At 58.5% G+C, this 18,967-nt stretch carries 11 protein-coding genes; 3 read left to right on the top strand and 8 right to left on the bottom strand.

Annotation, left to right across the window (positions count from 1 at the left end):
• Positions 1-116: 116 nt before the first annotated feature.
• Entirely contained in the window at positions 117-965 is an 849-nt protein-coding gene (locus SH410x_RS24250; RefSeq protein WP_473671544.1) for a hypothetical protein, read from the top strand.
• Between the two features lie 141 nt (positions 966-1,106).
• On the opposite strand, the gene SH410x_RS24245 is transcribed toward SH410x_RS24250, so the two are convergent.
• The 6 genes from SH410x_RS24245 to SH410x_RS24220 form a co-directional block, all read right to left on the bottom strand.
• Positions 1,107-4,157, bottom strand: a complete 3,051-nt coding sequence (locus tag SH410x_RS24245) for a CRTAC1 family protein (protein WP_473671542.1) — start codon at positions 4,155-4,157, stop codon at positions 1,107-1,109.
• A 4-nt stretch (positions 4,158-4,161) separates the two neighbouring features.
• Entirely contained in the window at positions 4,162-6,066 is a 1,905-nt protein-coding gene (locus tag SH410x_RS24240) for a cytochrome c3 family protein (RefSeq protein ID WP_473671540.1), read from the bottom strand.
• Between the two features lie 162 nt (positions 6,067-6,228).
• Positions 6,229-6,402 (bottom strand): hypothetical protein, encoded by a 174-nt coding sequence (locus tag SH410x_RS24235; RefSeq protein ID WP_473671538.1) that lies wholly within the window; start codon positions 6,400-6,402, stop codon positions 6,229-6,231.
• A gap of 101 nt (positions 6,403-6,503) precedes the next feature.
• Positions 6,504-7,724, bottom strand: coding sequence for a DUF1559 family PulG-like putative transporter (locus SH410x_RS24230; RefSeq protein WP_473671536.1), 1,221 nt, complete (start codon positions 7,722-7,724; stop codon positions 6,504-6,506).
• Positions 7,725-8,154: 430 nt separating this feature from the next.
• Entirely contained in the window at positions 8,155-9,003 is an 849-nt protein-coding gene (locus tag SH410x_RS24225) for a PP2C family protein-serine/threonine phosphatase (protein WP_473671534.1), read from the bottom strand.
• A gap of 61 nt (positions 9,004-9,064) precedes the next feature.
• The gene (locus tag SH410x_RS24220) at positions 9,065-9,910 is read right to left on the bottom strand and encodes a serine/threonine-protein kinase (protein ID WP_473671532.1); all 846 of its coding nucleotides are present in this window, start codon (positions 9,908-9,910) and stop codon (positions 9,065-9,067) included.
• Between the two features lie 503 nt (positions 9,911-10,413).
• Here SH410x_RS24220 and SH410x_RS24215 point away from each other — a divergent pair.
• Positions 10,414-11,364 (top strand): PEP-CTERM sorting domain-containing protein, encoded by a 951-nt coding sequence (locus SH410x_RS24215; protein WP_473671530.1) that lies wholly within the window; start codon positions 10,414-10,416, stop codon positions 11,362-11,364.
• Positions 11,365-12,231: 867 nt separating this feature from the next.
• On the opposite strand, the gene SH410x_RS24210 is transcribed toward SH410x_RS24215, so the two are convergent.
• Together SH410x_RS24210 and SH410x_RS24205 are read right to left on the bottom strand one after the other, a co-directional pair.
• Positions 12,232-15,375, bottom strand: coding sequence for an efflux RND transporter permease subunit (locus SH410x_RS24210; protein WP_473671529.1), 3,144 nt, complete (start codon positions 15,373-15,375; stop codon positions 12,232-12,234).
• 107 nt (positions 15,376-15,482) lie between these two features.
• Positions 15,483-16,814 (bottom strand): efflux RND transporter periplasmic adaptor subunit, encoded by a 1,332-nt coding sequence (locus SH410x_RS24205; RefSeq protein ID WP_473671527.1) that lies wholly within the window; start codon positions 16,812-16,814, stop codon positions 15,483-15,485.
• A 271-nt stretch (positions 16,815-17,085) separates the two neighbouring features.
• On the opposite strand from SH410x_RS24205, the gene SH410x_RS24200 reads away from it, so the two are divergent.
• Positions 17,086-18,954, top strand: a complete 1,869-nt coding sequence (locus SH410x_RS24200) for a TolC family protein (protein WP_473671525.1) — start codon at positions 17,086-17,088, stop codon at positions 18,952-18,954.
• Positions 18,955-18,967: the final 13 nt, after the last annotated feature.

The raw sequence follows: 18,967 nt of genomic DNA, 5'->3' as shown, positions 1-18,967 counted from the left end.
GCAGACGAGTTCAAAACAATGGTGGATCTGTCAAAAATGTGAAAGTGACGGCACTCCAGCAGGGGGTTTCGAGTAAATTGAGTTGATGACCCTTTCCTGCTTTGAGGAGCTTCACCATGAACCGGATACTCGCCTGTTTTGCCGTTTGTCTGTGCACGTCGATCGTCGGTAATGCGCAGTTTGAAAAGTATAACCCGTACGCGCAGCCGGAGGAGTTTGAGGCTGCCGTCACGCCTGACGGAAAGGTTAATTGGCCCAAATTCTTTAAGTCAGCCGCTTTGAAAACAAAATTTGACGGCTATTTTCAAATCGGTGCCTGCCGCGGTACCAACCCCGTCATCAATGAACGGCTTCGGAATAACGAGGTCGACATCAATAAACTGCCCAAGACTACTGTTGAGGGCGTCGCGTTAGGCGTCCAGGGCGGTGCAATCCAGATGCGGGATCAGAGCGGAAATCTGTTCTCCTTGGTGACGCATCCGGCCGGCGTGTCGAATGTGAACGTCACCGGTACGATGCCACTGAGCCACTTGAAACGAGGCATGATCGTGCGGTTCCAGGCCCATGTGAATGAGCATGGCATCGGACTCGAACCGCTCTCGTCCATGGACGTGCTCAGCGCCGGCGTTGAATTCACACCGCAACCTGTCGAGGCCGGACGCATGCAGATGGTCGTCGGTACGATCTCGCGAATCCTCCATAGCGATCGTTTGCAGGTTGCGGTGCAGCCCGGGAAACTGCATCGCTTGACTCTCACGGTACAGGATGACATCGCAATTAGCGTCAATGCACGCCGCCCGGAACTGGTCGGAGCAGGCGACCTCGTCAAGGCCGAAGGTCATGTCTACACGCCGCCCGGCAACACCGTCTCGAAAACAATTTTCACTGACAAGATGGATGTCACCAAGCAAGATCCCCAGGTCATGAGCAAGCAGGACGATCTGGCCGCTGTTGCAACGAAGTGACATCGATATGCGGCAAAACCGCCGGCTGAGACAACCCAGGCGATGCACTGGAGAAACGCCTAGGAAACAATTCGTCAGAACGCTTGTTGGATTGCAACCGCAGTGCGAGTGAACACGACGCGATTGTGAGCAAGCGGGAGATTACTGGACCCATGGTGATTGCCCTTGAATGAGTAGCACGCGATGGTTGAGCGAGACCGAATCCCACGACTCTTGCTCGGCGTCGGGCCAGTCAACGGTGACTCGCTTCAGTTCGGTCGAGTCGCCCAGCCCGAAACACAAGCGGCGCTCTGCATGACCGCTGTAGCCATCACCCGATTTGACCCACTGCGTCCACTGGCCACGATCGGTTTGCACCGTCACGACGGCGCCCACGGCGGATCGTTCGCACCGCGTGCCGACCAATTCGATTTGCAACCATGCAAAGTCATTGGCGGTGTTGTTTTCCAGCAGCGCTGCGGGCGCGTCTAAATGTGTGGCAATGAAATCTTCTTGACCGTCCCCGTTCCAATCGCAGCGAACCAAGCCACGTCCCAATGCTGGACGCGAAAAGTAAGCATCGAGTTGCTCGCCACCGAGCGTGGATGTCATCTCCTGGAAACCACCGCCATGATTGGGAAATAATTGGGGCGTCATTTTGAAGGGTGCTGACTTGAATTGCAAATCTTCGATGTGTCCGTTGACGATGGCCAGATCCATATCTCCATCATTTTCAAAATCCAACGCCGTCGTTCCAAAGCCCAGCATCGGCATGCTCGGATGATGCAATCCCATTGGAATCACGGCATCGACGAACGACGCCTCGTTGTTCTGCAGGTAGAGGTGATTCGGTTCGTTGTAGAAGTTGGTGACATGGAAATCGAGTGTGCCATCGCCATCAAAGTCTGCCGCCGCCACTCCCATCGACGCGCCACTCCCACCACTGCCCGAAAACGCGCAGCCACGCAGCTTTGCAACATCAATCCAAGCTGTCTTGGCCGGTTCACGCGGGTCGCGAACCCACAATTGATTGGCGCGAGTGTCGTTAGCGATGAACATCTCGAGGCCGGGTTGGCGATCGATATTCGCCAGCACAATGCCCAGCCCCGGAGCCGCCTGGCTGTGCGAATCCGCCAACGTTTGGGCTTGCCAGCGGCCATCGGATTGCTGGGTCAACACGCGATCCGCAGCCGCTTGAAACGACTCCGGACCTCGGGTCAACAGGTGTCGGCCTCGATCGTCCTCCGGTGGCACGTCAAAGATTTCGGGATCATCTAAGTAGTTGACTTCAATGATATCGGGCAGTTGATCTGCGTTGACGTCACCGATCGCCATCGCTGCCGTCCACACGCGGTTGTTCCAAGGTTTCCCACCTTCGATCGCATGGAACGTGCCATCACCTTGGTTGATGAGAATCGTGTTGATCCCCAAGTTGCAAACCACGACATCATCGAATCCGTCCTGGTTGAGGTCACCGGACGTCACGTTCAAGCTGTAGCTTCGGTCGTCCGCCGACGCCGAGTCGGTGACATTGAGAAACCGATGGTCGACCTGCCGAAACAACGCATTGGCCAGTTGGCCGTTACGTTGGAAGGGTTCGCCAGCGGCCTGGGCGAAGTACACATCGCTATGGCCGTCGCGATCAAAGTCGAGGATCGCAACGCCGCCACCGAACTGTTCGTACATGAGGAAGTCACGCAACTTTGCGGGCGCCGCATTGGCGTACTGAAAGTCCAAGCCGAGTTCCGCAGCCCGTTCGTGAAATTCGGGCGACGTTGGTGGCTCGGTGGCCATTGATGCGTCCACTGCCAGGGCGTCGGTAGCGGGTTCACCCGCGAGCCAGGGCAGCGCAACGGTCAAACGCTCGATCGCTTCGCGACGCACATCGAGTGGACGTTCGGCGCGGGGAAAAGTCCCCAGGATGGACGCCGCGTCAGGGAACGCCCGCTGAGTTTGAACCAGCTCCCGATGGCGACCCTGCAGCTCCGTCATCTGGGAGGCTCGTGCCAACGTATCTGGTGAATTTGCGAGCGCCAAATAACGCCACAAATTGGCTTCGAGTGGCCGCTGAAGTTGATCGAGAGCCTCGGCCAACGGTTGAACGTCCGCCGGTTGGGGTGACTTCCTCCTCGCAAGCTGGTTGGAGACTAGCAGGGATCGTTTGATCCAAGCCACGCGTCGTTTGAAGTCGTTTGCGGACGACTCCAACGACAGTTCGTTCATCAGATTCTCCAGAATTCCAAAGGCGACCCAGTCCGTTGCGTCTCGCAGTACGGCTTCGGCCAGCAGTTCAGCGGCCAGTCGCGGATCGTTTAAATGCCGGTCCGCTAACACCGCCAGCGCATACCAATGTTCGGACAACGGCAATTGCTCATCGTTCATTTGGTGCCACCAAAACTGGATCGCGGGGCGCTCTTGAAACTCGACGGCCGCGCGACCGAGCAGAGCACATGCGACCGGATCGGTTGTCGAGACTGGAGTCTGAAGCAGCCGTATCGCGGGTCGGTATTGGTCACCACTCAACAACCGCCGCGCCGCATCGGCGACGCCACCGTCACCCGTGTCACTGCCCGCGGGAAGACGACAGCAAATCAGCTCGGCGAGTTCTTGTTGATGAATATCGCCTTGCAAACACAGCTCTCGCAGGTGCTCGATCGCCGCTTGCCGTCGGCCCAGTCGATTCAAGGTGGTGGCAAGCTGGCGATGTGCGAGACTGACCGTTGGATCGATCGCCAGGATTTGCTCATAGCGGCGGATCGCTTGTTCGTCCTCACCGCACTGAAGCATCCAGTCAGCGGTCAGCCCCAACGCGGGCAAGCCGGCCTGGGGGTGCTGCGGCGACACTGCCGAAAGGGTCTCGATCGCCTCACGCAAATTCCCTAATCCCGCTTCGCTTCGCGCCGCAAGCACGATCCAGTTCACATCGTCAGGGTTTTGGATCAACGCGCGGCGTGACATCTTCAGTGCGTCTTCGTACCGAGCATCCGCGAGGGCGGCACTGGCCGCCTGGATTCCGCCCGTGTTGTCCTCCGTGGGCTCAAGGGACGCGGCATGTTCGCCCTCGTCAGGCGGCGAGGGCACTTGCGTTGCCGAGGTCGCCGAGCCGTTCGCACTCGGGCGAGACGAGTCCCCATGCCCGCAACCGCCCATGCCCACTGATACCAGGGCCGCAAGACTGCCGAGCGTGAGGAGGAATATTTGGCGACGTTTCAATGGTTCACCTTCCGGGTTCATTGGGGAGGCGAGGTCCAGCGGCGCGGATCGCGATCACGGCTCGGCGATGAGCCTCGGAACGCAGTGGTTGACCATCGGCTGCTAGGATCTCGACCATCAACTCGTGGGCGAATAACAGGGTGGGGTCGATGCTCAGTGCCGTCTCAAGTGCCTGGATCGCAGCCTGCCGATCTCCGGCATTGTTTTCACAGACGGCCAGCATCACATAATCGCCACTGACGCGGCGGTAGAGTGTCAGTTCACGATACCACTTGCGGGCTGCTGAATTGTCTTGATCGTGTAGTGCCAGTTTCGCCAAGACGTCGGCAGCTCCCAAATATCCGACGTCGCCAGCGGCCGACTGCTTCAAGGCGTCACGGGCAAGTTTCTCGGCGGTAGCGTGCTGGCCTGCTGCCAAGTAGTCCATGGCCAGCGCGACTTCCAGGTTCGCGTCCCGATGTCCTTCGCGATACAGGTCCAGCAAGTCTGACTTTGCTTGTTGGAACTCTGACTGCATCGCCGCCGGCAATTGACCGTTGAAGGCAAGCGAATGCAATGCCAGCGCCGCGCGGCGTTTGACTTGCCATGCCGGAAGCTCTGCATCGGAGTCGATCGGTTGCAAGCGGACACGCCCGTCGCCGGAGCCTTCGGGGGGCTCCGAATCTCGCGTGAATCGTAGCGGTACGGCCAACGACGCGAGCGAAAACGATTCCTCGTGGACCGCAATCCGGTGATCATGCAGTGCCGCATGGGGCACATTGGTTTCGCGGCGCGGCATGTGGCACGTCACGCAATTGTTTTGCTGTGTCGTCAAACGCGTCTCCAGCGGGACATGGCACGCGTCGTCGGCATGGCAGGTTGCGCAAAGATCCCGCTGCTTCGTCGCCGCCGCAGCGGGATTATGATGCGGGTCATGACACGTGATGCAGGTCAGCACCGTGGTCTGTTGATAACACTGGCTGTCGTGCATTTGCTCGGTATGACCGACGATCCGAAAGGGTGCCCCGGCGCCCTGCAGTTGGTATTCGGTACTCGTTTGGGTCAGGGGCTCGCCCGGGCGAAAATCCCAGCGACTGGAGCCCGCCGAACTCGACGCGACGATGCCCTGCAGGTGGCACTGAGCGCAGACCGCTTCGGACAGCTCTCGACTGAGCCGCGCGGGGTTGATGATCTGATCACCCGGCTCCGCAGAGTTCGTCTCGGCTTGGAGCGGGTTGTCGCCCAACAGCCGTGTTTGCAGCTCAACATGCTGGGCCCCGGGACCATGGCAGCGCTCGCATCCGATCGCTTGTTCGGCAATCTCGAAGCGTTCGGCGTGATTTCCGGCCGTGAGAATCTCGCCCACATGACAGAATACACAATTCACACTCACACTGCGGTCGAACGTGGCTTGCGTGGTCGGATCAAATCCCGGTGACAGCTCCCAGCGATCGGCCGCGGCGTACCACGTCAGGGGCGACTGAACCAGGAACCCGTCGCGTTGCAGGAGAGAGCTGTGTGCGTGTTGACCCGAGCCGATTTCGTAGGCGATTTCGCCTTCCTGCATCGCGATCAGCTCATCCTTTTGACCGCGGAGCGTCTCGCGGTGGATCATTTTACCAGCATCGATTTCGACCTGGTATTGTCGACCGCTGGCGGGGTCAATGAACTCGCTTTCGAGTTCGTCCACGGGCAGGTCGTCGAGTTGTCGCAGCGAGCGACTGTGCGTGGTCGCCAGATAACTGGCGTGCTCGTCCGGATGACATGTGATACATGCCTGGGTACCGACCGTACCCGTTGGTCGCCGCTGGGTCAGCGGCACGGTTGCGTCCGAAGGCTGAGGCTGGCTGCGGGCGTTGATCCAAGTCTGCCAGTGTTTTGGCGTTGATTCTTCCCGGCAACCGCTGAGCAAAATGATCCCAGCGGCCATCGCCGCAACTGGCCAGTTACCCCTCAATCGTAAACGCCGATACGTCATCTCTCAGGCCTTCGCCTCTGAAAAAGGGACGGCCCTCTTTCATGTCTTCGGTAAAAAAAAACACCGCCAAACTCTGGTGAGAGAGTGGCGGTGCAGGGGAAGGCGATCACAGGATTACTTTCCGAGCTTTGCCATTTCCTTCGCGTAGTCAGGTTCGGCGGTTTCCGCAGCCGATGGCGGAACCACTTCTGGGCCGGACTCAATCACCGTACTGCCGTCCCTGCCACCGCAACCAACACACAGGGCACAGACCAACGGAAGTAGGCAAAGAAAATATCGTAATTTCATTGAACAAAGCGTCCTAAACGAATTGAAGTGAATGCCGGCGTCGCTCGACACCGGCGTAAGCATTTGGGTGCAGAGATCTTTCTCAGCGTCAATTAGCAAGCCTACGGGAGGGTGGCAACTTCTTTCGAAGCACGTGTTCCCAAGGCGCCCCATAAGCCGAAGGCACTCTGATCACCGTTGTTGACTCGGCCTCGGGCATTCTTGTTCCCGGCCTCAATCGAGTCCGTAATGAACTTGACCGCACCATCGCCCATCAATACGTGGGCTCCGCCTTGGTGCTGGCTGCTGACGGTCAATCCGCCTCCACCTTCGTTCCAGCGATCGATGCACAGCTCACCGTTGGGCGGCAGGTTCGTCGTCACGCTGGTCGACGTTGGGTAGGACGACATCCACAGCATGCCACGGTTGTCGGCATTCCCCGAGCTGGGCAATGTGCCTCCAGGTCCCGATGGCAGGGCACAGTTGGTTCCGTTGCACCAGAATTGCGGACGTTGCGGATCGATGTGACCAGCATCCCGACAAGCCGATGGGCCCTGAGTCGCGGTGTCGATATCCAGAGTTCGATTCTGCGCCGTCCGGGAGTCCAAATCGCCGAGGTCGGTGGCCATCTCGCCCATCGCGATCGTATTGGCCAGTCCGTCCAAGACATCGCGGAACTGTTTGAATTGACGGTGCACGAACATGCCGCGAGCGACGGTATCTTGAGTCGACTTTCCGCCCGTCGTTACATCATAGGGGCTTCCTCCACTGCCGCTCCAACGGATTGGACGCGTGTACGGCGTGTCCCACCATGCGTCACCAATGCAAACACCGTAGTTGGTACGGCCAGCTCCAGGAGCACCCGTCCCTGGATCGCTCGGGCAACGCAGGGTCGCAAGCTCGGTCATCCACGGTACGTATTGGTCGCGACCACCATTGATGCTGTGGTGGGGGCCCATCGCAGGCCAAGCTGTCAGGGGTGCCGGAGCGTTCAGTTGCAGCGGGTTACTGATCATGTCCCACAAGGCTTGCTGCTCGACGAACGGCAACAGCCCGACCAAGGCACTCAATCCGCCGCCGTTGTTCGTGTTTTGGCGAGACCAGGCGTCTCCTGCTGAATCATTCCAAGTTCCCGTCGCATGTCGGGGCAACTTGTCAAATGCCGAGTGATAGTTGTGAAGCCCCAAGCCAATCTGCTTGAAATTATTGCTGCAACTCATCCGCCGCGCCGCTTCGCGTGCCGCTTGCACCGCCGGAAGTAATAGTCCGACCAACACGCCAATGATTGCAATAACCACCAGCAGCTCTACTAGCGTAAAGCCCCGTTTTCTGCGTGAAACCACTGTTTATCTACCCAGAAAATAAGAAAGAAACCAAAACTCACCGCCGTTGACGACGGCCCAGCCGCCCTTATCTATCTGCAGTGTGCGATATTGTCACTGTGGTTGTGTCGTATGTCAACCCCTTTTCCCGGGTGATTCGTTGTCACCAGTGACTGCTGTTTGCACGCTCACTCGGTGTGCAGAGTCGTTAATCGTTGACTCGGCCTTCGCGAGTGATCGGTCCCATTTTTTAGGGGATCCCGAGAGCAGATGCGTCCTCGACGAGGGCCGTTTCGTCGGGCTGGTGGGGGGGCTCTGACGCTCGGCAATTCGACGGCTCTCGGGCCCCATCGCATCTTCGGAGAGGCCGTCGTTCCTGGAACCACTAAGGGCTCTAATGGCACCTCGTGGGTCATTGGGCCGAATGAGGAGGCGATGTCGCCGGCCCTTCTCAGGGTGTCAGCAGCACCACGGCGAGGTCATCGGGTTTGCCGGGCGTGTCAGCGGCGGGGCAATTCATCCGGTGGCGTGCCAGGGAGACCAACGCGTTGATGCGACCGAGTGGCGGGCCAAGTCGGGCCAGTTCAGCGATTTCGTTCACAGGCAGGTTGTCGAATAGCCCATCGCTGGCGAGCACGATCGTGTCGCGTGGTGCCAAGTGGATGGCGGGTCCAATTTCAATATGCATCGTTCGCGAACCGACGAGGTTTGAGACGATGTGCCGTTCGTCGTGATGCATCGCCTCCTCTTCGTTGAGCAGTCCCGACTCGATTGCATAGCCCACGGGCGAGTGCGACGTCGATTTCCACTTGATTGTCCCGCGGCCGCCGAGGAACAGGGCCATCGAATCACCGACTTGGTATCCTCGAGCGATACGGTTGTGCACCTCGACCACGCAGATTGTCGTCGCTGCGCCAGTGCCCATGTCGAGGATTTCTTCGTTGGCTTTCTCGATTCCGTCCAAAATGGCGGGGCGTAGGTCCGATGGTGATGCGTGGTTCGCAATGCTCTCGGCGAGGCATTGCACCGCGATTGCGGACGCCTTGTACCCGACGGGTGCCCCGCCCACGCCATCGGCGACTGCCATCACGATCCCCCCGCCGGCCGTTGGGATCACCACGGCACTGTCGTCGTTGGGCTCCTCTTTGCCTGGGCACGTCCGTGAATACGCCAACACATTGCCTGACCCGCCAGCCACCGGGACCCACTCTGGCTGATCCATCTCACTCTCGAGAAAAAATCGCGGCTTAGCGCTGCCGTGGGGCACTTCAGGTGCAGTTGTTGCGGCGGTAGTGGTCATCGAACCGAGACCCCAAAAAGCGACCAAGAGAGAATCAAAAAGGCGAGCATCCGGCTAAAGTCTACGCTGTTTTACGGTTGCGTTTCGCAAATCGGCTGGCTTTTAGCCGAGATTTTTCCCACGCGGCGGCCAGCTTTTCGGCATCGGCGAACCGGTCACGCGGTCGGATGGCAACGGATTTGCGAATGATCCCGATGACATCAGCATGCACTCGCCGCCGCATCCCCACCGCACCGGGAAAGGGCCATTCAAACGGGTATTCGGGCCACTTTCCCGCCAGCATCCGATAGGCGACCAGTCCCAAGGAGAAGACATCGCTGCGCATCGACGGCTTGCCCATCGCCTGTTCGGGGGCCATGTAACCAAGCGTCCCGGTGCCCGATCCCATGATCGTTTTTTGGGCGACCTTCGCGATCCCAAAATCTCCCAGTCGCAGCCAATCGTTCTCGAATAGCAGTACGTTTTCGGGTTTGATGTCACAGTGAATCACGCCGTGTTGGTGTGCGTAGGCGACCGCGTCGAGGAGTTGGGAGGTGAACTCAAAAGCGGTCTCGAAGCTCATCCGTTTTTTGAGTCGATCGTCGAGTGTGCGTTCGGCTAGCGGCGTCACGATCACAAATCGACCATCGATAAAACTGGCGTCACGGATGGGCAGGATGTGTGGGTGCTCGAATCCCATCGTCAATTTTGCTTCACGGCGGAATGTTGCGATCAGTTCATTGGACACCCACTGTGCATTGGGGATTTTGAGGGCGACTTTGAGCGACAGGAGGGTGTCGGTGGCCGCGTACACGTCGGCGAAACCGCCCTGGCCGATGCGGCGGTCCAAGCGATATTTACCGAGCCGTCCCTTAACCCGCAGCGGCGATAGTGCGGTGGCGGTCGAAGGCAGGGACGTTTTGGCCATGATGTTTCAGGTCGAGAGGGGGCGGCAGCAGTGGACGGCAAGAAAAGTCGTATTCGACCCGAATCCCCGCATCGATGGCGGGCCGAGCCCTATCGCGTCCTGTTGATTCGATCGTTTTTATCATTTTTCGAGGCAAATACTTACTCGAACCCGGCGGGAGAGAACACGCAGGACGCTTCTCGATTTCGGCCGATTGCCTCGTAATCCGCAGAGAATTGCTGCATTTTGAGTCCGCCCTGAAGCGGTTTGGGGTTGGTAGGCCGTCGTCTCCGACATATCTTGGGACGTAATTGATGCTCAGGAGTAGCGGTTCGTCACGCTTTTACTAGTAAATGCATGGCAAACAGCATTTTTCGGAGAGAATCTTCGGATTGATTACGAAATGATACTTGGAGTGGCAATTTGAAGAACTAGAGTTAGAATGGAAGTAGAACCATACCCCCCCCGGGACTTCCCGGCTTGCTGGCATGACCCCGTGAGATAGAGATTCGAAAGATAACACCATGAAGACCCCATACATCAAGATCTTGAGTTTAGCCACATGCATTGGCATGGTTCCGCAGCATGCCTCGGCGGAGCTTTTGGCGGGGTTCCACCAATTTGACGATGCCGCGACTGGCTCAGCTGTGAAAGTTGGCGCTGATGAAGGGATTTTTGCCGCCACGGGAAAGGTTACTTACATCACGGGCAGTACGAGCACCGGGGGCAGCACCGACAATTGGTATGGGCCTGACAGCATCGCCAACGGCGGCGCGATGACCAATCAAACGCCGTTTCTCACGACCAGCCCTCCCGTGCTCAACGGCCCCTATGTTGCCGAAACAACGGATCCATTGGGGCCACGGTTGCAGCCTGGATACGCTGTGAACCCGCCAACGCCGCTGAACACGGCCGGCGGAGGTGATTCCACTGCCGACGGTCGGATTCGTAGCTTCAATGGAACGGACCTTGAAATTACGAATACCAGCACCGACACGTACATGATGACTTCATTCGTTTTCGATGCTTTCGTCGGGGATTCTTCGACGGTTGGTGCGGTCGTTAATATCGGAGATTTTGTCGTCAGTCGATTCGGCACCGGTGGCGATATCACGTCCATCAACTTCCTGGCGTCTGCAGGCTATGCAGGCTACAACACGCTCAGTGGGGAAGCACTCGACACCGCGCTTGCTGATCCTGAGCTTGTCAACAATCGGATCGATTATGGTGTCGGCACGAACTACCTTGATTACCGGGTGAACCTCAATGGTTTTCTTTTCCGGCCGGGTGATGTCCTGACGGTCGGTCTCAACGCCACCGCAATTGGTGCTGCGGCTCGGGGTGATAACTTCGCGTTCTTCGGTACCGCCGTGCCAGAGCCCTCATCCGCCTTGGCGATCGGAGCACTGTTGGGCCTGGGAGCATTGAGGCTCCGCCGCAAACAGAGTCTCAAACGATCCGTAGCGTTGGCCTAGGCTGACGGCGAGTGACGATCGGATCCGAGTTCTGCTCCTCTTGGTGTGGGCAGAACGCAGGGGTCCTTGGAGATGACTGTGCGGTGGCACACTTGTGAGCCGCCGAGGTTAGAAGCCAGCTGCCTGATTTCTGGCCGGTGAACATGCGATTAGAGCTGCTGCCCCGCCGAATCTGGTAACCGGTTTGGATCCTAGGTTCATGTTGACGTACGGACCGGTCAAAAAAAGCTGTTGTGTCCTGCGGGATGATCGTCAGTAGGCGACCGAATCGATTTCGGTGCCCGCACAACCACCTCGATGGTGCCGTCGATCACGTTGGGATTTCACTGGCCCCTCCGCGATTCACATTCCCGCAGTTTCCATGTTGCCGGGATCGGCGTGGCACACGGTGACAATCTGTGTGGCCGCAATCTGCGGGGTTGGGCCCGTTCGTTCGCCAGAAGGTTCCTCCGCGGGATCGGTGGGTAAAACGATCCGAGCAATCCTGTCGGGCACGGCTTGTTTAAGAACCTGGTCCATTCGGGTTGACCGTGGGTAGATCCAGCATGTTGGATTTTGGAGGCATGGCGGTGTCGTCCGGAATGAGCGATGCCGTCGCTAAACAATGCGGATCATGGACGCAGTCGCCGCCAGCCGAAGGCACCTTTTGGCTCGTGTGCGATCGAGATCTTCCTTGGCAAACTGTTTCCCAGCAGCGTTTGCTTCCACTTTTCCCGTCGCACCAAGCCTAGCACAGTCACGCCAGCACGACAAAAATCCCAGCCGCGGCCATGCCTTGGAAATCCCGCACCCTTGGCTCACCGTAGAGAAACCCACGGTTAAACCGGAGCGACTGAGGAGCCCCGCGATGCGCCGGGGCAGCATGCCCTAGATAGTCTTTGGTCTGTGCACGAGCGAATAGACGCATGGGACGAGGACGAGCGTGAGGACGGTGGAGACGACCATGCCTCCAAGTAGAGCGCGAGCGAGCGGGATCATCGCCTCGTTGCCGGGGGCGAGTTGAAACGATAGCGGCAGCATCGACGCGACCAGTGTCAACGAGGTCATGAGAATAGGTCGCAAGCGAATCTGTGCCGCGGAGAGTGCGGCCTCGGTGGGTGAGAGTCCCTCGTCTCGACGCTGGTTGGCGAACTCAACCAACAGAATCGAGTTGTTCACCACAACGCCGATCATCATCAGCGTGCCCATCAATGATTGAATATTGATGTAGGTGTCGGTGAGGTACAGGACAACCAGCACGCCGCCAATCCCCAGCGGCACGGCCAGCATGATGATCAGCGGATCGACAAAGGATCGAAACTGCGCCATCAATACGAGATAGACGAGCAGCGTGGCAACGGCCAAGCCGACACCCAGCATGCTCATCCCCGATCGCATCTTCTCGATGGGGCCGCGGAGGGTGACTGAAACGCCGTTTTCAAACTCCATCCCCGCGAGTGTGGTTTCAATATCCGCGGCGACGCTACCCAGGTCACGACCCGAGATATTGACGTGCACATCGTTGACGCGGGAGATGTTGTAGTGCGCGATCTCACCGGGGATCGTCACGCGTTTGACCGTCGCAATGTTCGACAGCGGAATCGTGACCGGGCCATCCGGCGTGGTCAACGACAAGGGGATGTTGCGGACCTCATCCAGGGACTCAAACTCGTTGGACTCATATTGCACGCCCATGAAGAAGTCCACTCCGGACTTAGGGTCAATCCAGATTGTGGGGTCGTACCCTACACTCGACCCTAACGCGGTCAGCACGGTTTTGGCGACCTCTTCCTGGTCCAAACCGAGGTACTTCGCACGCGTTCGATCGACTTGCACATCGAACTGCGGATACTCGAGTGATTGGGCGATTTGAACATCCCTTGTTCCCGCGATGGGGCGTACCGCTTCGACGATTCGTTCGGCGGCATCGCGACATTGCTGGAGGCTCCCCGCGGAGACTTGGACGCTGATCGGTGTCGGCACGCCTTCGTTGAGAGCCATGTTGACGATCCCACCGGATACGAACATGAACTCATCGAGCGGATAGTCCTGAGCCAGGATCGCCCGCAGTTCTTCAATGTAGGCTTGCGTGCTGACGCTGCGGTCCTCTTGTTTCAAGTTGACAATCACGTAGGCCGTATCGGGGCCGGAGTTAGAGCTAAGCACCGTCGAGAAACCGGCTCCCTTGCCCACGGGCAGACCGATGTTCGAGATAATGGCTTCGATCTGTTCTTCGGGGATGACCTGTTTGATGGTGTCCTCAATCCGGGCGACCAGCTTTTCCGTATTCAGCAGCGAGGTGCCCGGCAATGTCTTCAGACGCAACTCGAAGGATCCTGCGTCCACCGTTGGAAAGAGTTCTGTGCCAATCCGAGGCAATAAGATGAATGATGCGCCAACGGCGACAACGATTATCAAGGCGCTGATTGCCGGTGCTGCCATCGCGGCCTGGAGCATGCGTCCGTAGAGTCCACGTGGTGCGGTCCCGAGGTCTTTGTCATCGTTGATCGAGCCATCGGCCGATGGGCGTTTGCGTACTTTTTCACGCACAAACGTGGCGCAGTAGGCTGGCACCACGGTCAGTGCGAGCAGGTAGGACGCGCCGATCGTGAGTGTCGCTGCCAATGACAAAGGCAAAAACAGATACTTGATCATTCCCGTCAGGAACACCGCGGGCAAGAACACCGCCAGTGTCGTTGCGGTGCCCGCCAGGATCGCGCCGGACACCTCCTGTGTTCCATCGCGCGCCGCGTCCATGGGCGACTTGCCCATCCGAGCATGGCGAATGACGTTTTCGACCACCACAATGCCAGCATCAACGACCGTCCCGATCGCCAGGGCGATCCCTCCCAGCGTCATCACGTTGATCGTTTGGCCGGAGAATGCAAACCCGAGTGCTCCGATCAAAATGGACAGCAAGATCGTCGACACAATGATGATTGTGGGCACGATGCTGCGCAGGAAGATAAAGACGACGAAGGCGACGAGTAACGCGCCCAAGGCCACCTGTGTCAACAGATTCGACATCGCTTTGCGAATGTAGCTCGACTGATCGGAGACCAGCGTGACCTCCGTTGCTTCGGGGATGTCACCTCGCTCCTTCATCAAGGGGATTTCTCGGTCGATTCCTTCATAGATCCGATCGACCACCGCGATCGTGTTTTCGCCAGGTTCCCGCAGCAATGGGCAGTAAACGCTACGATTTCCGTTGACCCGCACGATGTTGTATTGCAGCGCGGCGTCATCGACCACGCGACCGACATCACGGATGAAGATCGGACGCTCGTCGCGGACGGCGATCGGAATCGCTTCGATGTCCTCGATATTGGGCAATGTGTTGAGTGGGTGGACTTGATAGTCGGTACCTCCGATCGATGCGGTTCCGCCGGCGAGGACCAGGTTCGACTTCTGCATTGCCTCAACAACGTCGGTGGCGCTGACGTGATAGGCACGCAGTTTCGCAGGGTCGATGTACACCATCATCTGCCGGAATTTGCCACCGAAGGGGTGTGGGATTTGGACGCCCTGCAAACCGCCCATCTTGTTTCGGACCGCGTAGTAACCGATCGAATAGAGTTCTGATTCGCTCAGGCCTTCGCCGGAGATCGCGGCCAGCACGACGGGCAGGTTTGCCGGTTCACTGCGCAGCGTGAAGGGGTACTCGATGCCAGGCGGCAAGTGGAACATATCGCTCGCCTCCAGATTAACGATGTCGTTCATCGCTGAACTGGCGTCCGCACCGGGCTGGAAGAAGACTTTAATGACCGCTGCCCCAGGGACCACGCGTGACTCTTGGTGCTCGATCTTGCCCGCCAGTGTCAGGGCGCGTTCCACACGCGAGGCCACGGATTTTTCCATGTCCAGTGTGGGTAAACCGGGGTACGAAAAGAAACTGACGACGACGGGCTTTTTGAAATCAGGCAGGATATCAATCGTGATACCCGGAATGACCGTGGCGCCCAACACGCACAAGGCGATCACGCCAGCTAAGACTGCAAAGCGATTTCTGAGTGAGAAGTTAATTAAGCCCATGGAAAGCTTGCAATCGGGAGGGGGGAGGAGAGGAGAGGAGGAGCCACGGAGATACGGAGAGTGGGAGATCGCGTTCTGGTGTCTCCTCCACTCTCCTTCGCGTGTTGCTAAAGCGGCTTGACTTTTTGTCCGTCGGTGAACCGTTTCAGGTGTGATCCCACGACCCGTTGTCCTGGCTGAACTCCGGAAAGCACCTCGATTGAAATTCCATTGTCGATACCGGTGGTGACATCGGAACGCAGGACGGTTTCGTCATCGCCGACAATGTAGACGAAGCCGTTGCCGGTTTCGTCAAAGCGAATCGCTTGGGAAGGCAGCGTGTTGGCGGCAACTTTGGTCGACAGGTTGATCGATGCCTGACCGAACATTCCTGGTAATAGTTTGCCGTCTTGGTTTTCCAGTTCGACCTCGACGAGCATGGTCCGCGTGCTGGGGTCGAGGCTGCCGCTGCGCCGGGTGACGCTGCCAACGATGGGAGGTTCCGATGCAAAGGAAGGAAACGTCAGCGTCACTTCATCGCCGGGGCTCACCAGCGGCGCGTCAGACTCGGGGACTGGGATGTGAACTCGTACCTTGTCGACTTGGCTGATTACCAAGAGTGGTTTGCCGGTGCCGACATCGTTGGACCGGCGAACCAGGTCGCCCGGTTCGATGTTCCGCGCTGTAACAATGCCAGCAAAAGGAGCTTGGATCGTTGCGTAGGCAATCTGTACATCCATTTCTTCCAGCTGCGAGCGCGCGATTTGGGTTTCCGCCTTGGCGGCATCGAGGTCAGCCCGGGCCGATTCGACTTGCGCTTCGGCGACCGCGACGTCCGCCTCTGCGGAATCGATCGCGGAGGTTACGGCGTCCTGGCGCGCTGATTCGGTATCACGCTTCAACCGCACTTCGTCGAGCATCCGGTTCTGCAGGGACCCACGCTGAACGAGGTCTGCGGTGCGATCGAACTCGGCTTGGGAGCCAGCCAAGGATGCCGTCGCACTGGCCATCTGCGATTTCGCTTCGGATAACATCGCAATGGACGAGCGAACGCGAGCGTCGGCCAGATCGATTCCCGCCTGCGATCGCCGCTCTTCCGCCTGCAATCGAAGGATTCGTTTTTCGATGATTTGCCGTTGTTTGATCAATTCGGGCACATCGATCGTGACCAGCGTCGCGCCGGCTTCGACGTAGTCACCGATGTCTGTATGGAGAGTCTTCACGAACCCCGATGCGTTTGCCCGAATCTCAGCCCGGTAGTACGCATGCACCGACGCCGGTTGCAGCGTGTTCCGCTGGACTTCGGTGGCGGTCACCGCGACGGTTTTGACAGGGACAAGATGAGCCTCCTCGGACTTTTTCTCGACCGCCTGGTGGGAGGTGCATCCGACGGCGGCCAACCAGCATGCTCCGAACATGAAAATCGCAACGTGCCTGGCGATATCGTTTTTTCGTTTCATAAGAATCTATTGACCTTGCAGTTTCTCAGCGCAGGCGTCGTGCGCCCGTATATCCCGCACAAGCGTTACCGAAGAAAGAGTTTCACCATGCGGATCGCTTAGTCTAGTTAGCACAACAGTCGATTTCGATAGGCCGTACGTTAGAAGTCGCTAATCTTATAGGTGCATCCGTCACCATCGCTCCCTTCGTTTGCCGATGCATTTCTAGTGTGACCATCGCGTTCGGAGCGATGCATCTAACGGTACGGAAACCGCGACAAAGGAGGGCAGGATGCCCCGCTTCCTACTCAGAACACGCTCAATCTTCACGCTTGGCCTCATCCCCGTCGTGGGTCTGGTCGGCTTGTCGGGATGCGCGAGCAGCTCTCACTTGGCCCTGCAATCGGTGCCACCGGTAGAATCGGTCCAGCCGGATCCTGCAGAGGACTTAGATGCGTTGAAATCTGGAGTGGTGGGATCGTCGATCATCTCTTGTCCTCCAGCGGATGTTCAGCCGGTTGCCCACGATGAGGCGGTGCAGACGGCTGCCGCCGGTAAGCCAGCGCCGGACCGCATGCTCGCGATCGATGGCCGCCCGGATCAGTTGCAACCGGTTGCACCGAAACCAGCGCAGCGGCATGAGGTTCAGGCGGGGGATGCCGTCGCGAAGCATTCGTTGGCGGTCTTCCAGAGCGATGGTGCTCTCGGCGTTCTCGATCAAGACGTGACGCCGATGCAACTGACTGACGACGACGAAACAGCCATCGTGAGTTTCCCCTCCTCGGCGCCCGACTCGACTTCGGTTGAACCGAATATCATCGATTTGAACTTGCCATCGGCCCTCGCCATGGTCAGCGGGCAGCATCCCATCGTCGGTTTTGCTCAGTGGCGCGTGCGGGAGGCATATGCCCAACTCGACCGCGCGAATGTCCTCTGGCTACCGTCGATTCAAACTGGCTTCAGCTTTTATCGCCACGACGGCAACTACCAAGCGGTGGACGGGCAAATCGTTGATGTCAACCGCAACTCGTTTCAATACGGATTGGGCGCCGGCGCGGTCGGTGCTGGCACGACGCAGCGTCCGGGCCTGGTCACGCAGTTTCATCTAGCCGATGCGATTTTCCAGCCTGCCATTGCCGAGCGAACCGCGTGGGCACGCGGGCATGCCGCCAGTGCGGTGCTCAACGAGCAGTTGCTGCGCGTCGCACTGGCCTATATCGAGTTGCTCGACGCTCACCAAGACTCCCGCATTCTGGTTGAATCTCGCGGGCGGGCCGCCGAACTCGCGAAGATTACGACCGACTTCGCCGCCGCGGGCGAGGGGTTGCAAGCCGACGCTGATCGCATGCAGACGGAGTTGAACCTGATCGACAACCGTTTGATCGCCGCCCGCGAGCGGATCGAGGTGGCATCGGCGCGCCTCGCCCAAGCCATCAGTATCAATGCGAGCAGCCAGATTCTGCCCTTGGACGTCAATGCCATTCCGCTGGACTTGGTCGACGTTGGGTCTGACAAATCGTCGCTCATTAGCACGGGGCTCTCCATGCGTCCCGAACTGAAGGAATCGCAGGCGCTCGTCGCAGCGGCGTGCGAAGCGTTCAAGCGTGAAAAGTATGCGCCCTTCGTGCCCAGTGTCTTGCTCGGCTACAGCACCGGCGGCTTTGGTGGTGGGCTGGGCAATGATCTCGCCAATGTCGCGGGGCGGTACGACTATAACGCCGTGGTAACGTGGGAGGTGAGGAACCTTGGCTTCGGCGAGCGAGCGGCGCGCCGCGAGTCGTCTGCCCGTGTCCAGCAAGCCAAGTTTGAAAAGCTGCAGATGATGGACCAGGTTGCGATGGAGGTCTCGGAATCCTTTAGTCAGATTGAATTCCGCCGCCAACAGATCGCCGTCACGCAGCAAGCGATTCAAACGGCCCAAGCGTCCTATGATGCGAACTCGGAGCGGATCCGCGACGGCGAGGGCTTGCCGATCGAAGTCTTGCAGTCCGTCCAGGCTTTGGAGTCAGCTCGGCGCGCCTACTTGAGAGCCGTTATCGACTTCAATCAAGCTCAGTTTCGCCTGCAATGGGCACTCGGCTGGCCCGTCGACGCCGCCGCCAATGAGCCCGTCGTGAGGGAGGGTGAGCAAATTGCCGACTTTGCTCCAAAGGCTTTCTGATTTGACGTATAAT

This window comes from Rhodopirellula sp. SH410, assembly GCF_055811895.1.
This window is presented reverse-complemented; position numbering and strand designations above follow the sequence as displayed.